This is a genomic window from Enterobacter sp. H2G27 (assembly GCF_054403075.1).
Map to the genome: position 1 here is coordinate 649531 of NZ_JBSVSI010000001.1, position 15724 is coordinate 665254.

At 57.3% G+C, this 15724-nt stretch carries 15 protein-coding genes; 12 read left to right on the forward strand and 3 right to left on the reverse strand.

Annotated elements, in window-relative coordinates; all coding sequences use genetic code 11:
• Position 1: 1 nt before the first annotated feature.
• Positions 2 to 877 (forward strand): ABC transporter permease, encoded by an 876-nt coding sequence (locus tag ACW9E7_RS03015; RefSeq protein ID WP_111965866.1) that lies wholly within the window; start codon positions 2 to 4, stop codon positions 875 to 877.
• Between the two features lie 9 nt (positions 878 to 886).
• Positions 887 to 2488 (forward strand): gamma-glutamyltransferase family protein, encoded by a 1602-nt coding sequence (locus ACW9E7_RS03020; protein ID WP_458728363.1) that lies wholly within the window; start codon positions 887 to 889, stop codon positions 2486 to 2488.
• 51 nt (positions 2489 to 2539) lie between these two features.
• Here the strand turns inward: ACW9E7_RS03020 and ACW9E7_RS03025 are convergent, their stop codons facing one another.
• Complete coding sequence (locus ACW9E7_RS03025) at positions 2540 to 3310, reverse strand: amidohydrolase (RefSeq protein WP_023343415.1); 771 nt, start codon at positions 3308 to 3310, stop codon at positions 2540 to 2542.
• Positions 3311 to 3418: 108 nt separating this feature from the next.
• Positions 3419 to 5863 (reverse strand): acyl-CoA dehydrogenase FadE, encoded by a 2445-nt coding sequence (fadE, locus tag ACW9E7_RS03030; protein ID WP_115874293.1) that lies wholly within the window; start codon positions 5861 to 5863, stop codon positions 3419 to 3421.
• A gap of 239 nt (positions 5864 to 6102) precedes the next feature.
• Here fadE and lpcA point away from each other — a divergent pair, with 239 nt between their 5' ends.
• Both lpcA and ACW9E7_RS03040 read left to right on the forward strand, forming a co-directional pair.
• Positions 6103 to 6681 carry a D-sedoheptulose 7-phosphate isomerase gene (gene lpcA, locus ACW9E7_RS03035; RefSeq protein WP_021242877.1) on the forward strand — a complete coding sequence of 193 codons (579 nt, stop codon included), beginning with the start codon at positions 6103 to 6105 and terminating at the stop codon, positions 6679 to 6681.
• Between the two features lie 46 nt (positions 6682 to 6727).
• Complete coding sequence (locus tag ACW9E7_RS03040) at positions 6728 to 7495, forward strand: class II glutamine amidotransferase (protein WP_111965862.1); 768 nt, start codon at positions 6728 to 6730, stop codon at positions 7493 to 7495.
• Here the strand turns inward: ACW9E7_RS03040 and dpaA are convergent.
• Positions 7466 to 8206, reverse strand: coding sequence for a peptidoglycan meso-diaminopimelic acid protein amidase (gene dpaA / locus ACW9E7_RS03045; protein ID WP_458727237.1), 741 nt, complete (start codon positions 8204 to 8206; stop codon positions 7466 to 7468). The genes ACW9E7_RS03040 and dpaA overlap by 30 nt on opposite strands.
• Before the next feature lie 298 nt (positions 8207 to 8504).
• Here dpaA and ACW9E7_RS03050 point away from each other — a divergent pair, with 298 nt between their 5' ends.
• The 8 genes from ACW9E7_RS03050 (at position 8505) to dinB (ending at position 15711) form a co-directional block, all read left to right on the forward strand.
• Complete coding sequence (locus tag ACW9E7_RS03050; RefSeq protein ID WP_115874294.1) at positions 8505 to 9848, forward strand: Na(+)-translocating NADH-quinone reductase subunit A; 1344 nt, start codon at positions 8505 to 8507, stop codon at positions 9846 to 9848.
• 3 nt (positions 9849 to 9851) lie between these two features.
• Entirely contained in the window at positions 9852 to 11087 is a 1236-nt protein-coding gene (locus tag ACW9E7_RS03055; RefSeq protein ID WP_458727238.1) for an NADH:ubiquinone reductase (Na(+)-transporting) subunit B, read from the forward strand.
• The gene (locus ACW9E7_RS03060; RefSeq protein WP_458727239.1) at positions 11080 to 11874 is read left to right on the forward strand and encodes a Na(+)-translocating NADH-quinone reductase subunit C; all 795 of its coding nucleotides are present in this window, start codon (positions 11080 to 11082) and stop codon (positions 11872 to 11874) included. The genes ACW9E7_RS03055 and ACW9E7_RS03060 overlap by 8 nt, the downstream gene beginning before the upstream one ends.
• Positions 11867 to 12505 carry an NADH:ubiquinone reductase (Na(+)-transporting) subunit D gene (locus ACW9E7_RS03065; protein ID WP_014882676.1) on the forward strand — a complete coding sequence of 213 codons (639 nt, stop codon included), beginning with the start codon at positions 11867 to 11869 and terminating at the stop codon, positions 12503 to 12505. Before ACW9E7_RS03060 ends, ACW9E7_RS03065 begins: the two co-directional genes overlap by 8 nt.
• Before the next feature lie 6 nt (positions 12506 to 12511).
• Positions 12512 to 13108 (forward strand): NADH:ubiquinone reductase (Na(+)-transporting) subunit E, encoded by a 597-nt coding sequence (gene nqrE / locus ACW9E7_RS03070; protein WP_023334613.1) that lies wholly within the window; start codon positions 12512 to 12514, stop codon positions 13106 to 13108.
• A 10-nt stretch (positions 13109 to 13118) separates the two neighbouring features.
• The gene (gene nqrF, locus ACW9E7_RS03075; RefSeq protein WP_458727240.1) at positions 13119 to 14342 is read left to right on the forward strand and encodes an NADH:ubiquinone reductase (Na(+)-transporting) subunit F; all 1224 of its coding nucleotides are present in this window, start codon (positions 13119 to 13121) and stop codon (positions 14340 to 14342) included.
• Positions 14342 to 14545 carry a (Na+)-NQR maturation NqrM gene (gene nqrM, locus ACW9E7_RS03080; protein ID WP_023615899.1) on the forward strand — a complete coding sequence of 68 codons (204 nt, stop codon included), beginning with the start codon at positions 14342 to 14344 and terminating at the stop codon, positions 14543 to 14545. Before nqrF ends, nqrM begins: the two co-directional genes overlap by 1 nt.
• A 107-nt stretch (positions 14546 to 14652) precedes the next feature.
• The gene (gene dinB / locus ACW9E7_RS03085; RefSeq protein WP_111965857.1) at positions 14653 to 15711 is read left to right on the forward strand and encodes a DNA polymerase IV; all 1059 of its coding nucleotides are present in this window, start codon (positions 14653 to 14655) and stop codon (positions 15709 to 15711) included.
• Positions 15712 to 15724: the final 13 nt, after the last annotated feature.

The window sequence follows — 15724 nt, forward strand, 5'->3', positions numbered from 1 at the left end:
CATGGCGGAACTGACGACGCAAACCGTTGTGCCCGCGCTGCCGCGGGCGCAAAACCGGGTGCTGAAGAAATTCCTCGGCAATAAAAGCGCGGTGATCGGTGCGGTGGTGGTGGGTTTCTTTGTGCTGGTGGCGCTGCTGGCGCCGTGGATCGCCCCGTTTGACCCGGTTAAAGCTAACTTCCTGGCGGTGCGCAAAGCGCCGTCGGCGATGTACTGGTTCGGCACCGACGAACTGGGGCGCGACATTCTATCCCGCATTATCTGGGGGGCGCGCACCTCGCTGATGGCGGGCTGTATGTCGGTCGTTATCGCGGTGGTTATCGGCGTGCCGCTGGGGCTGGTGGCGGGCTACTTCCAGAAGATGTGGGACGGCGTGATCTCGCGGTTTATCGAGGCGCTGCTGGCGTGTCCGTTCCTGATCATGGCGATCGCGCTGGGGGCGTTTTTGGGCCCGAGCCTGACGAACGCCATGATCGCCATCGGTCTTTCGGCGATGCCGATCTTCGCCCGCCTGACGCGCGGTCAGGTGATCGCTATTCGCAACGAAGAGTATATCGACGGCGCGCGGGCGATTGGCCTGCCGGATCGCTGGATCATCATCAAATACGTCCTGCCCAACGTGATGTCGCCGATCCTGGTGCAGGCCACGCTGGCGATTGCCTCAGCGATTATCGCCGAAGCCAGCCTGTCGTTTTTAGGGCTGGGGCAGCAGCCGCCCAATCCGTCCTGGGGCTCAATGCTCAACACCGCGAAAGGGTTTCTTGAGCAGGCGCCGTGGATGTCTGTTTTCCCCGGCGTGGCGATTTTCCTTGCCGTGCAGGGCTTTAATTTACTTGGCGACGGGCTGCGCGATGCGCTCGATCCGCGCCACGACTAAGGAGTCATGATGACCAAAGCGCTTGATTTTACGTCCGGTTACGCTTCACGACGCCCGCCAATGATGGGCCATAATGCTGTTGCCACGTCGCAACCCCTGGCGGCGCAGGCGGGGATGAAGATGCTGCAGCTGGGCGGCAACGCCGTTGATGCGGCCATTGCCACCGCGATGGCGCTGACGGTGGTAGAGCCGACCGGTAACGGGATCGGCAGCGACGCCTTTGCCATCGTCTGGGACGGTGAAAAGCTGCACGGCCTGAACGCCTCCGGTCGTTCGCCTGCGAGCTGGCATGCGGATCTGTTTGCCGGTAAAACCGCGGTGCCGGAAATTGGCTGGGACGCGGTGACCGTGCCGGGTGCGGTATCCGGCTGGGTCGCGCTGGCGGAACGCTTCGGCACCCTGCCGCTGACCACGCTAGCGCAGCCCGCCATTGACTACGCGCGCAACGGTTTCCCGGTCTCCCCGCTGATTGGGCATCTCTGGCAGCGCGGCTATAGCAAGCTGAAAGATCAGCCGGGCTTCAGCGCCTGCTTCGCGCCGGAAGGCCGCGCCCCGCGCGTGGGGGAGATCTTCCGTAACCCGGCGCAGGCGAACTCGCTGGAGCTGATCGCCCGCACCAACGGCGAAGCCTTTTACCGCGGCGAGCTGGCGCAGAAAATTGCTGCCTTCGCCAAAGAGCATGGCGCGCACCTGACGGCCGAGGATCTGGCGAGCCATCGCGTGGACTGGGTAGAGCTGCTGTCGCGCGACTTCGCGGGCGGTTCGGTGCAGGAGCTGCCGCCAAACGGCCAGGGGATCGCCACGCTGATTGCGCTCGGCATTCTTGAGCAGTGCGGCATTGAGAAGCATCATCCGGATTCCGTGCAGTCCCTGCACCTGTCCATTGAGGCGATGAAGCTGGCGCTGGCGGATCTCGACCGCTACGTGGCGGATGAAGACCATATGGCGTTCGCGGCGAAAGAGCTGCTGAGCGACCATTATCTGAAGTCACGCGCGGCGCTTATCGATCATGACAAGGCGTCCGATTTTGTCTACGGTTCCCCGACCCAGAGCGGCACGGTCTACATCAGCACCGCCGACGCCAGCGGGATGATGGTGTCGTTTATTCAGTCCAACTACATGGGCTTCGGTTCAGGCATCGTGGTGCCTGACACCGGCATCAGCCTGCAAAACCGGGGCTGTGGTTTTTCGCTTGATCCCAGTCACCCGAACGCGCTGGCGGGCAGCAAGCGCCCGTTCCACACCATCATTCCGGGCTTTGCGATGGACGGCAACGGCCAGCCGCTGATGTCCTTCGGCGTGATGGGCGGCCCGATGCAGGCGCAGGGGCACATGCAGATGGCGCTGCGCATTATGCTGCACGGGCAAAACCCGCAGGCGGCAATCGACGCCCCGCGCTGGCGCGTGGTGCAGGGCAGGGAGGTGATCGTTGAATCGACGTTCGATCGCAACACGATTTCCGCCCTGCGCGAGCGCGGACATCAGATTGTGGTGGAAGATCCGCTTCATGATTACAACTTCGGTGGCGCGCAGGTAATTTACCGCCTGCCGGAAGGACACTACGTGGCCGCGACGGAAAGCCGCAAGGACGGGCAGGCGCTGGTGAGTTAATATTTTATCCTCCCTCTCCCTTTGGGAGAGGGGCGGGGTGAGGGGATAATTTCACTCAATGCTAAACGGGTCCGCATCCTGCCACGCCGGGAACTTCTCCCGATACTCCTTCAGCGCCGTCAACGACAGTTCGGCATCAATGCGCGTTGCCTGGTGCGGCTCGGCGGTGGCGATGATCTCGCCCTGCGGATTCACCACCCGGCTGTCGCCGCGATAGTGATGCCCGTTACCGTCCGTCCCCACGCGGTTGCAGCCCACCACGTACGCCTGGTTCTCAATCGCGCGCGCCACCAGCAGCGACTGCCAGTGCAGGGAGCGCGGTGCAGGCCAGTTGGCAACATACAGCGCCAGGTCATAATCGTTGCGGTTACGCGACCACACCGGGAAACGCAGGTCGTAGCAGACCAGCGGCAAAATACGCCAGCCGCGCCATTCAAACACCACGCGCTCGTTACCGGCTTCATAGTGATGATGCTCATCCGCCATGCGGAACAGGTGGCGTTTATCGTAGAAATGCACTTTCCCTTCCGGCTCCACCAGCAGGAAGCGGTTCACCGGCCCGCGTTCGGTCTGCAGAGCGGCGCTTCCGGCAATCAGCGCGTTGGTCTGCTGCGCTTTGGCGTGCATCCAGGCGACCACCTCATCCTGAGGCATTGACTGTTTTGCCGCTTCCATGGCGAAGCCGGTGGTGAACATTTCCGGCAGGACAATCACATCACGCCCGGTAATGTCTTCCAGTTGACGATCAAAGTGGCGCAGGTTGGCGGGGCCATCCATCCACACTAAAGGTTGCTGCAAAATAGAAATCTTCAGACCAGGCACAATTCAGACTCCTCACACGACCACTTTTTGACACTGTAGCACGACATAACGAGAAAATGTGGCAATAAAAAACCCCGCGCGAGGCGGGGTTTGTATAAGCGAAACGCGTTATGCCGCTTCAGGTTTGCGGTGCTTCTCCGGCAGCTTTACCGGCTGCGTCGCCAGCTCGTCCGGTTCGAAATCATCCACGTTAATGCTGCGCAGACGGCTCTCTTCGGCTTTCACCAGCAGAGCGGCTTCATCTTTATTGATAATACCGCCTGCGAGCGCCTGTTTTGCCAGTTCGTCCAGACGGGTAAACGGCAGGTTTTTGCCCAGCTGTTTACAGATCTTCTGATGAATCGGGTCGGCAGCCATCACGTCCAGCAGCGCCTCTTCCAGCAGACCCACCGGGTTATGCTGCGTCGGTGCCAGATACTGACCGCGACCGATGCGGGAGCGGGTTGCGCTCGGAACCTGCAGGATCTTCGCCACCTTGTGGTCCAGCTTGTCGGACGGCGCCAGATGGTGACGACCGGTCGGGAAGATCACCGCGCGCAGGGCACCCGCCACGAAGCGGTTCGGGAAGTTTGCCAGCAGATCGTCAATCGCCTGTTCAGCCTGATACATCGCATCCTGAACGCCCCAGTGTACCAGCGGCAGATCCGCTTCCTGACGGCCTTCATCGTCGTAGCGTTTCAGGACCGCAGAGGCCAGGAAGATCTGGCTCAACACATCGCCCAGACGGGCAGAGATACGCTCGCGACGCTTCAGGCTGCCGCCCAGCACCGCCATGGAGACGTCAGACAGCAGGGCCAGGTTGGCGCTCAGACGGTTCAGATGCTGGTAATAACGTTTGGTTGCATCGCCGGTCGGCGTGGCGCTGGTAAGGCCGCGCGTCAGGCCCAGCCAGAAGCTACGTACCTTGTTGCTGCCCACGTGACCGATATGTTTGAACAGCAGCTTATCGAAGGCATCCACGTCGTTGTTCTGCGCGGCGGCCATCTCTTCCAGCACGTACGGATGGCAGCGAATTGCGCCCTGACCGAAGATCATCATGCTGCGGGTCAGGATGTTTGCCCCTTCCACGGTGATGGCAATCGGTGCGCCCTGATAGCCGCGCGCCAGGAAGTTGCCTTCGCCGAGCATAATGCCTTTACCGCCAGCGATATCCATCGCGTCAATAATTGACTGCTGCGCGCGGTGGGTACAGTGGTACTTCACAATGGCCGACAGTACGGCTGGTTTTTCGCCCAGCATAATGCCGTAGGTAATCAGCGTGGCTGCGGCGTCCATCACGTAGGCATTGCCCGCGATACGCGCCAGCGGCTCTTCGATACCTTCCATCTTGCCGATGGAAATTTTGAACTGACGACGGATGTGCGCGTAGGCACCAATCCCCATCGCCACAGACTTCAGACCGCCGGTTGAGTTCGACGGCAGGGTAATGCCGCGACCCACAGACAGACATTCCACCAGCATACGCCAGCCCTGACCGGCCATTTTCGGACCACCGATGATATAGTCAATCGGAACAAAGATATCCTGGCCGCGTGTCGGACCGTTCTGGAACGGTACGTTCAGCGGGAAGTGACGACGACCAATTTCAACGCCTGGGGTAGAGGTTGGGATCAGCGCACAGGTAATGCCCAGATCTTCTTCGCCGCCCAGCAGTCTTTCCGGATCAGAGAGCTTAAAGGCCAGACCCAGCACGGTGGCGATAGGCGCCAGGGTGATATAACGTTTGTTCCAGGTCAGGCGCATACCCAGTACCTGCTCGCCCTGCCACTCGCCCATGCAGACCACGCCGGTATCCGGGATTGCGCCCGCATCGGAGCCCGCTTCCGGACTGGTCAGCGCGAAGCAAGGGATTTCCTGACCGCGTGCCAGACGCGGCAGGTAGTGATCTTTCTGCTCTTCAGTACCGTAATGCTGCAGCAGTTCGCCCGGGCCTAAGGAGTTAGGCACGCCAACGGTAATCGCCAGGATCCCGGAGACGCCCGCCAGCTTTTGCAGGACGCGGGCCTGAGCGTAGGCGGAGAACTCCAGGCCGCCGTACTCTTTCTTGATGATCATCGCGAAGAAGCGATGCTCTTTCAGGTACGCCCACAGTTCCGGCGGCAGGTCGGCCATTTCATGGGTGATGGCAAAGTCGTTTGCCATGCGGCACGCTTCTTCCACCGGGCCGTCAATAAAGGCCTGTTCTTCAGCGGTCAGGCGCGGCTGCGGATAGTTATGCAGCTTTTTCCAGTCCGGGTTGCCCTGGAACAGATCGCCTTCCCACCAGGTAGTGCCTGCGTCAATCGCTTCTTTCTCGGTACGCGACATTGGCGGCATCACTTTGCGAAATCCCTTGAACACCGGCGCAGAGATCATTGATTTACGCATCGGGGCAAAGTTAAACGGCAGAAGAATGATGGCAAGAGGGACTAAAAGCCAGATATTCCAGAGGCCTGCGACGCCAAGCGCAGCCGTCCAGGCCAGAAGAATCAGGCTGCTCAGGAATAAACTCACGCGGTGATAGAACAACACACCGAGCAGAACAACGGTTGCGAGAATGCTCAAAATCATCATAAAGAAAAGCTCCCTTGCTTGTAGGAGGTCTGACCACTTGTGATGATATGGTTGTAGTTGATGTGAATTCCTTTAGCAATGTGTTTACAAAATAATTACAACCTGGTTCACATTGTTCGTGTTTTAGCCGGCACAAAAAATCAAAACGCCGGACGATTCGCATGGCTTTAGCTTCTCGCTTTTCCCGCTATCCGGTACACTCCACTATGTTATTTCATCAATACTGAAGGATTATCCTCATGTACCAGGATCTTATTCGTAACGAACTGAACGAAGCGGCGGAAACGCTGGCTAACTTTCTGAAAGATGATGCCAATATTCACGCTATTCAGCGCGCAGCGGTCCTGCTGGCCGACAGCTTCAAAGCGGGTGGCAAAGTGCTCTCCTGCGGTAACGGCGGCTCTCACTGTGACGCGATGCACTTCGCAGAAGAGCTGACCGGACGCTATCGCGAAAACCGTCCTGGCTACCCGGCGATTGCGATTTCCGACGTGAGCCATATCTCCTGCGTGGGCAACGACTTCGGTTACGATCACATCTTCTCCCGCTATGTTGAAGCGGTAGGCCGTGAAGGCGACGTGCTGCTGGGGATTTCTACCTCCGGTAACTCCGGCAACGTGATCAAAGCGATCGCCGCCGCGCGTGAAAAAGGGATGAAAGTCATCACCCTGACGGGTAAAGATGGCGGTAAGATGGACGGTACGGCGGATGTCGAAATTCGCGTTCCGCACTTCGGTTATGCTGACCGCATTCAGGAAATTCACATCAAAGTGATCCACATCCTGATCCAGCTGATCGAAAAAGAGATGGCTAAGTAAGACTTCGCTGGGGGCATTCTTGCCCCCGCAGTTGTGGAGGTGATGTATGTGCGAACTGCTCGGGATGAGCGCGAATGTGCCAACCGATATCTGCTTTAGTTTCACCGGGCTGGTGCAGCGCGGTGGAGGAACCGGGCCGCATAAAGACGGCTGGGGCATCACCTTCTACGAAGGAAAAGGGTGTCGCACGTTCAAAGATCCACAGCCCAGCTTTAATTCACCGATTGCCAAACTGGTGCAGGACTACCCCATCAAGTCCCGCTCGGTGATCGCCCACATCCGCCAGGCTAACCGCGGCGAAGTGGCGCTGGAAAATACCCATCCGTTTACCCGCGAGCTGTGGGGCCGTAACTGGACCTATGCGCACAACGGGCAACTCACGGGCTATAAATCGCTGGAGACGGGCAATTTTCGCCCTGTTGGCGAAACGGACAGCGAAAAAGCCTTCTGCTGGCTGCTGCACAAGCTGACGGAGCGCTATCCCCGCACGCCCGGCAACATGACTGCCGTGTTCAAATATATCGCGACGCTGGCAACTGAACTGCGTGAAAAAGGCGTGTTCAACATGCTGCTCTCTGACGGCCGCTATGTGATGGCGTTCTGCTCGACGAATCTGTTCTGGATCACCCGCCGTGCGCCGTTTGGCGTTGCGACGCTTCTCGATCAGGATGTGGAGATAGATTTTCAGAAGGAGACCACACCGAACGATGTGGTCACTGTTATCGCAACGCAGCCGCTGACGGGCAACGAAACCTGGCAAAAGATTATGCCAGGCGAGTGGGTGCTATTTTGTCTCGGGGACCGTGTAATTTGACGCCAGCTGTGGATGGACGACTTCGTGGCTCAGCGGTTTGCTGACCACGTAACGGCCATCGACGATAGAGACCACCGGCGGCTTGTGGGTCTGCTCAAAATAGTCGTACCCTGGCTTCAGCTGTTTCCAGAAATCCGCGTAGTAAGAATATTTGTGACGCGCCATGTTGGCGTCCGTCATGCGGAACGGATAGATGCTGACCTGTACGTTAGGCTGCCCAAAGACCAGCGCGCCCGTCACGAACTGGAAAATCTCATCAATGCCGGAGTCGGTCATCGCATAACAGCCGATAGACACGCAGGCACCGTGGATCATCAGATATTTACCTTCATAACCGTGTGCACGGTCATAGGCATTCGGGAAGCCGATGTTAATGGCTTTATAGAAGCGGCTGTCAGGCTTGAGCTGGCTGCGCTGAACGTTGTAGAACCCTTCCGGACTTTTGAAATCGCCCTGACGCTGTTTTGGCCCCAGTCCGCCGGAGTAGTTACAAATTTTGTAACTATCAAGCAGCTGATATGTCTCGCCCATTTTCACAAACAGATCGAGAGTGCGCTCTTCCTTGAAGATCTGAATATAAACCGGCGATCCCATTAACTGCTGTTTATATTCCTTGCTGACCGGCGTCGTTGAGCTATTACTGCTGAGCAGTCCGGCAAACGACATGTACGGCATCAGAAGCATCGCAATGAACAATGCGATTTTACGCATACTACTAGTTCCTTGATAAAACCATGACCAACTTGCCAGGACGGCAAAAGAGACCCGAAATCAGATTATTCTGTTAGGAGCGCTCACATTAGCACCGCTATAGATTTTCGCAAGAGCCGGGCGGTGAGTTTACAAATTAGTTTTACTTAATAAACCATCAAAATTGCGATGGCTCCAGAAACTTTGCGCATTAGCTCGCAATTTGGCACGCGCAATGGCGGATACCCTGCCCGCGGAAAGGGGAAAATGTTACACTTTGCGCCCACTGGATTGTTGTTCATGGAAACCTGCTAACCACATGTTTAAAATAAAAAAAGGACTTGATCTGCCGATTGCAGGCGTGCCCGCGCAGCACGTTTCGACAGGCGCAAGCGTCCGTCATGTCGCCATTTTGGGCGACGACTATCTGGGAATGCGCCCTTCAATGCTTGTACAGGAGGGCGATCGCGTGATCAAAGGACAGGCGCTCTTCGAGGACAAAAAAAATCCCGGCGTGATGTTCACGGCCCCCACGAGCGGCACCGTTGTGGCCATCAACCGTGGCGAACGGCGCGTTCTGCAGTCGGTGGTTATCCGCATTGAAGGCGATGAAAAGCGTGAGTTTGCCCATTATGACGCCGCAGAACTCGCTGCGCTGAACCGTGACGCCGTTCAGGCTCAGCTTCTGGCGTCCGGTTTATGGACCGCGCTTCGTACGCGTCCCTTCAGCAAATCCCCTGTTCCGGGCACGGAACCGGCCGCGATTTTCGTCACGGCAATCGACACCAACCCGCTCAGCGTGGATCCGCAGCCGGTTATTCTGGCGCAGCGCAAAGCCTTTGATGCCGGACTGACCGTTTTAACCCGCCTGACTTCGGGGAAAGTCCACGTTTGCCAGGCCGGCGGCGGCAAGCTTGGGGGGCATCCGCAAGGGCAGGTCACGTTTAATGAGTTTGCTGGCCCGCATCCGGCGGGGCTGGTCGGGACGCACATCCATTTCCTTGAGCCAGTAAGCCTGACGAAACAGGTCTGGCACCTTAATTATCAGGACGTCATCGCCATCGGTAAGCTTTTCACCGCTGGTGAACTCTGCGCTGAACGGATAATCGCCATCGGTGGACCGCAGGCTGCAAACCCGCGCCTGGTGAAGACGTTGCTGGGGGCAGACATCAATGAACTGCTGGTGGGGGAAATGAAAGAGGGTGAAAACCGCCTGATTTCCGGTTCGGTCCTCAGTGGCCGCCATGCTGTCAATGCGCACGCGTATCTGGGACGTTTCCATCTGCAGGTCAGCATTGTGCAGGAAGGGCGCGAAAAAGAGCTGTTCGGCTGGGTGCTGCCCGGTGCGGAAAAATACTCCGTCACCCGGACTACGCTGGGCCACTTCCTGCGTAATAAGCTGTTTAGCTTCTCGACCAGCACGCACGGCGGCGAGCGCGCCATGGTCCCGATTGGCAACTACGAGCGCGTCATGCCGCTGGATATTCTGCCTACCATGCTGCTGCGCGATCTGCTCGCTGGGGATACCGATAGCGCGCAGGCGCTGGGCTGTCTGGAACTGGACGAAGAAGATCTGGCGCTCTGTACCTATGTCTGTCCGGGCAAATACGAATATGGACCGGTATTGCGCGAGGTGTTAACCCGCATTGAGCAGGAAGGATAACCGATGGGCTTAAAACACCTCTTTGAAAAAATTGAGCCGCACTTTACCGAAGGGAAGCTCAAAAAGTACTACCCGTTGTATGAAGCCACGATGACTATTTTCTACACGCCGGGGCTGGTGACGAAAGGGGCGGCGCACGTTCGCGATGCCATCGACCTTAAGCGCATGATGATCCTGGTATGGTTTGCGGTCTTCCCGGCGATGTTCTGGGGCATGTACAACGTCGGTCTGCAGACCATTCCGGCGCTGCACCATATGTACGATGCCCAGCAGCTGGCGCATGTGATCCAGTCTGACTGGCACTACCGCCTGGCGCAGTCGCTAGGGGTAAGCTTTGCTGCAGACGCGGGCTGGCTGAGCATGATGACGCTGGGCGCGGTGTTCTTCATGCCGATTTACATCACGGTATTTATCGTGGGTGGCTTCTGGGAAGTGCTGTTCGCCATCATCCGTAAACATGAGATCAACGAAGGTTTCTTCGTGACCTCGATTCTGTTTGCCCTGATTGTCCCGCCAACCTTACCGCTCTGGCAGGCGGCGCTGGGCATCAGTTTCGGCGTGGTCATTGCTAAAGAAATTTTCGGCGGCACCGGGCGGAACTTCCTCAACCCGGCGCTGGCGGGACGTGCGTTCCTCTTCTTTGCCTATCCGGCGCAAATCTCAGGCGATCTGGTCTGGACGGCGGCAGACGGCTTTTCCGGCGCGACGCCGCTTTCACAGTGGGCCGCACACGGCGGCGAAACGCTGGTGAACAACGCGACGGGTCAGCCCGTGACCTGGTTTGATGCCTTTATTGGCAACATTCCGGGCTCCATCGGAGAAGTCTCTACGCTGATGATTTTGCTCGGCGGCGCGATCATTCTTTTTGGCCGCGTGGCCTCCTGGCGAATTGTTGCGGGCGTGATGATCGGCATGGTGCTGACCGCCACCCTGTTCAACGTTATCGGTTCGACCACCAATCCGATGTTCTCCATGCCGTGGTACTGGCATCTGGTGCTGGGTGGCTTCGCGTTCGGCATGATGTTCATGGCAACCGACCCGGTCTCGGCCTCCTTCACTGACAAAGGTAAATGGAGCTATGGCGTGCTCATTGGCGCAATGTGTGTCCTGATCCGCGTGGTCAACCCGGCGTACCCGGAGGGGATGATGCTGGCCATTCTGTTTGCCAACCTGTTTGCGCCGCTATTCGATTACCTGGTGGTGCGGGCCAACATCAAGCGGAGGAAGGCGCGTGGCTGAAGTAAAAAATAACGACAGCATCAGCAAGACGCTGCTGGTGGTGCTGGTGCTTTGCCTGGTCTGCTCCATTGTCGTAGCCGGCTCTGCCGTGGGGTTAAAACCCCTGCAGCAGGAGCAACGTGCGCTGGATAAACAGCGCAACATTCTGGCCGTCGCCGGGCTGATGCAGGAAGGAATGAGCGCAGACGACGTTTCTGCCGTCTTTGCTGAACGTATTTCGGCGCGTCTGGTGGATTTAAAAACGGGTGAACTGCTCGATAAAGACCCGGCAAAATTCAACCAGGCGCTGGCGCTTAAAGATCCGCAGATGAGCCTGACGCTGGAGGCATCCCAGGATCCCGCGGGGATTAAGCGTCGCAGCAACCTTGCCGAAGTTTATCTGGTTCGCGATCCCCAAAAACGCATTCAGGAAGTGGTACTTCCTGTTTACGGTAATGGTCTGTGGTCAATGATGTATGCCTTTGTCGCTCTTGATACCGATGGCCGCACGGTCAAAGGCATTACGTATTACGACCAGGGCGAAACCCCGGGGCTGGGTGGTGAAGTTGAGAACCCTAACTGGCGGGCACAGTTTGTCGGCAAGAAAGTGCTCGACGATAACGGCCTGCCTGCGCTGAAGGTGATGAAAGGGGCGGCTCGTCCCGGTGACGACTACGCCGTTGACGGGCTTTCCGGCGCCACGCTCACATCAAAAGGCGTGCAGCACAGTTTTGATTTCTGGATGGGCGAGCTGGGCTTTGGTCCTTTCCTGAAAAACGTACGTGAAGGAGCGCTGAACAATGGCTGATACCGGTGAACTGAAAGAAGTCAAAAAAGTACTCATTGGCCCACTGCTCGCCAATAACCCGATCACGCTGCAGGTGCTGGGCGTCTGTTCAGCCCTGGCGGTGACGACCAAACTGGAAACGGCGGTAGTGATGACGCTGGCGGTTACGCTGGTCACGGCGTTCTCCAGCATGTTTATCTCGATGATCCGCCACCACATCCCCAACAGCGTGAGGATCATCGTCCAGATGGCGATCATCGCCTCGCTGGTGATCGTGGTCGATCAGCTGCTGCGCGCCTTTGCCTATGAAACCTCCAAACAGCTCTCGGTGTTTGTCGGGCTGATTATCACTAACTGTATCGTCATGGGGCGTGCGGAAGCCTACGCCATGAAAATGCCGCCGCTGGCGAGCTTTATGGACGGCATCGGCAACGGCCTCGGCTACGGCGTGATCCTGCTTACGGTTGGGTTTCTGCGCGAGCTGATTGGCAGCGGCAAGCTGTTTGGCATCACGGTGCTGGACACGGTGCAAAACGGCGGATGGTATCTGCCAAACGGCCTGTTCCTGCTGGCCCCTAGCGCATTTTTCATTATCGGTTTGTTGATCTGGCTGATTCGTACGTTGAAACCAGAACAGCAGGAAAAGGAGTAACCGACGATGGCTCATTACCTGAGTTTGTTTGTGCGCGCGGTGTTTGTTGAAAACATGGCGCTCGCGTTTTTCCTCGGCATGTGTACGTTCCTTGCTGTGTCTAAAAAGGTCTCCACGGCATTTGGCCTGGGCGTGGCAGTCACCGTTGTGTTGGGGCTTTCGGTTCCGATTAACAATCTGGTGTACAACTTCGTGCTGCGGGATGGCGCGCTGGTGGAGGGGGTTGATCTCAGCTTCCTGAACTTCATCACCTTTATCGGGGTGATCGCGGCGCTGGTGCAAATCCTGGAGATGATCCTCGATAAGTACTTCCCTTCACTCTACAACGCGCTGGGGATCTTCCTCCCGCTGATCGCGGTGAACTGCGCCATCTTTGGTGGCGTCTCGTTTATGGTTCAGCGTGATTACAACTTCAGTGAATCCGTGGTGTACGGTTTTGGTTCCGGCATCGGCTGGATGCTGGCGATTGTCACCATGGCGGGGATCCGCGAGAAAATGAAATATGCCAACGTGCCTGCGGGTCTGCGTGGCTTAGGGATCACCTTTATCACCACCGGGCTGATGGCGCTGGGCTTTATGTCCTTCTCCGGTGTGCAGCTATAAGGGCTAACAGATGGAAATTATTCTTGGCGTGGTGATGTTTACGCTGATCGTACTGGTGCTGTCAGGGTTAATTCTGGCGGCGCGCGCGAAGCTGGTGAATTCCGGTGACGTGGTGATTGATATTAACGACGACCCGCAGAGTCAGATCCGCACGCCAGCGGGTGACAAACTGCTCAATACGCTCTCGGGCAATGGGATCTTTGTCTCGTCAGCCTGCGGCGGTGGCGGCTCCTGCGGGCAGTGCCGCGTGACGGTAAAAGAGGGCGGTGGCGATATTCTGCCAACAGAGCTGGCGCATATCACAAAGCGTGAGGCAAAAGAGGGCTGCCGTCTGGCCTGCCAGGTCGCGGTGCGTCAGAACATGAAGATTGAGCTGCCGGAAGAGATCTTCGGCGTCAAAAAATGGGAGTGCGAGGTTATCTCAAATGATAACAAAGCCACCTTTATTAAAGAGCTGAAACTGCGGGTACCGGAAGGGGAAGATGTTCCGTTCCGCGCCGGAGGATACATTCAGATTGAGTGTCCTGAACATACCGTGGCGTATGCGGACTTCGACGTGCCGGATGAGTACCGCGCCGACTGGGACAAATTCAATCTCTTCCGTTTTGTATCGGAGGTAAAAGAGCCGACGCTGCGCGCCTACTCGATGGCTAACTACCCGGAAGAGAAAGGCATCATCATGCTCAACGTGCGTATCGCCACGCCGCCACCGAATGTGCCGGATGCACCGCCGGGCGTGATGTCGTCATACATCTGGTCCCTGAAGCCTGGCGATAAGGTGACTATCTCCGGTCCGTTCGGGGAGTTTTTCGCGAAAGATACCGACGCGGAAATGGTCTTTATCGGCGGCGGTGCCGGTATGGCCCCGATGCGCTCGCACATTTTTGACCAGCTCAAGCGGCTCGGCAGCAAGCGTAAAATCAGCTTCTGGTACGGGGCGCGCTCGCTGCGCGAGATGTTCTACGACGACGAGTTTGAACAGCTGGCGCGTGAAAACCCGAACTTTACCTTCCACGTTGCGCTTTCCGATCCGCAGCCGGAAGATAACTGGACGGGCTATAAGGGGTTCATCCACAACGTGCTGTATGAAAACTACCTCAAACAGCACCCGGCACCCGAGGACTGCGAGTTCTATATGTGTGGTCCGCCGATGATGAACGCCGCCGTGATTAAGATGCTGAAAGATCTCGGTGTCGAAGATGAGAACATCTTGCTCGACGACTTTGGAGGTTGATGATGCTGACGTTTCTGGCAACCTTTGTGGTTTTTGTGCTTGTCATCTTCGGCATGTCGTTAGGCTGGATCGTTAAGCGGAAAAGCATTCAGGGCAGCTGCGGCGGTATCTCCTCTATTGGGATGGAAAAGGTTTGCGACTGCCCGGAACCGTGCGATGCGCGGAAGAAAAGGATGGCCCGCGAACAGCAGCGCATTATTTAGTCTTGTCTGTCGGGTAAGGCGAAGCCGTCACCCGACAATTTCCACGCACGCTTCTCAACCCTCATTTGTTTACTGTATACTTATCCAGTGATAAGTGAGGGCATACTATGCGCAAAATAATCCATGTTGATATGGACTGCTTTTTTGCCGCAGTGGAGATGCGAGACAACCCGGCGCTGCGGGATATTCCCATCGCCATTGGCGGCAGCCGCGTTCAGCGTGGCGTCATCAGCACCGCCAACTATCCTGCGCGCAAATTTGGCGTGCGCAGCGCCATGCCGACGGCGATGGCCTTAAAGCTTTGTCCTCATCTCACGCTTCTGCCCGGCCGGTTTGAAGCCTATAAAGAGGCTTCCCTTCACATCCGGGAAATCTTCTCCCGCTATACCTCTCTCATAGAGCCGCTGTCGCTCGACGAAGCCTATCTGGACGTGACCGACAGCGTTCACTGCCACGGCTCCGCCACGCTGATGGCGAAGGAGATCCGCCAGACGATTTTCAACGAGCTGAATCTGACGGCGTCGGCGGGCGTCGCGCCCGTTAAATTCCTTGCCAAAATCGCCTCCGATTTAAATAAGCCCAACGGTCAGTACGTCATCACACCGGAAGAGGTGCCTGCATTTTTAAAAACGCTGCCGCTCGGCAAAATTCCCGGGGTAGGAAAAGTTTCTGCCGCAAAGCTGGAAAGCATGGGGCTACGGACCTGTGAAGACGTGCAGCAAAGCGATCTCGCCATGCTGCTCAAGCGTTTCGGGAAGTTTGGCCGCGTGCTGTGGGAGCGCAGCCAGGGAATTGACGATCGCGATGTGAACAGCGAGCGGCTCCGTAAATCCGTCGGCGTTGAGCGCACCCTCATTGAAGATATACATGACTGGTCCGAATGCGAAATGATCATCACGGAACAGCTTTATCCGGAGCTGGAACGGCGTTTAATCAAGGTGAAGCCGGACCTGCTGATTGCCCGTCAGGGTATCAAATTAAAATTCAACGACTTCCAGCAGACCACGCAGGAACACGTCTGGCCGCGACTGAATAAAGACGATCTTATCGCGACGGCAAAAAAGGCCTGGGAAGAGCGCCGGGGTGGGCGAGGGGTAAGGCTGGTGGGATTGCACGTCACGCTGCTGGATCCGCAGCTAGAGCGACAGCTGGTTCTGGGATTGTAAAAAAGCCCGGTGC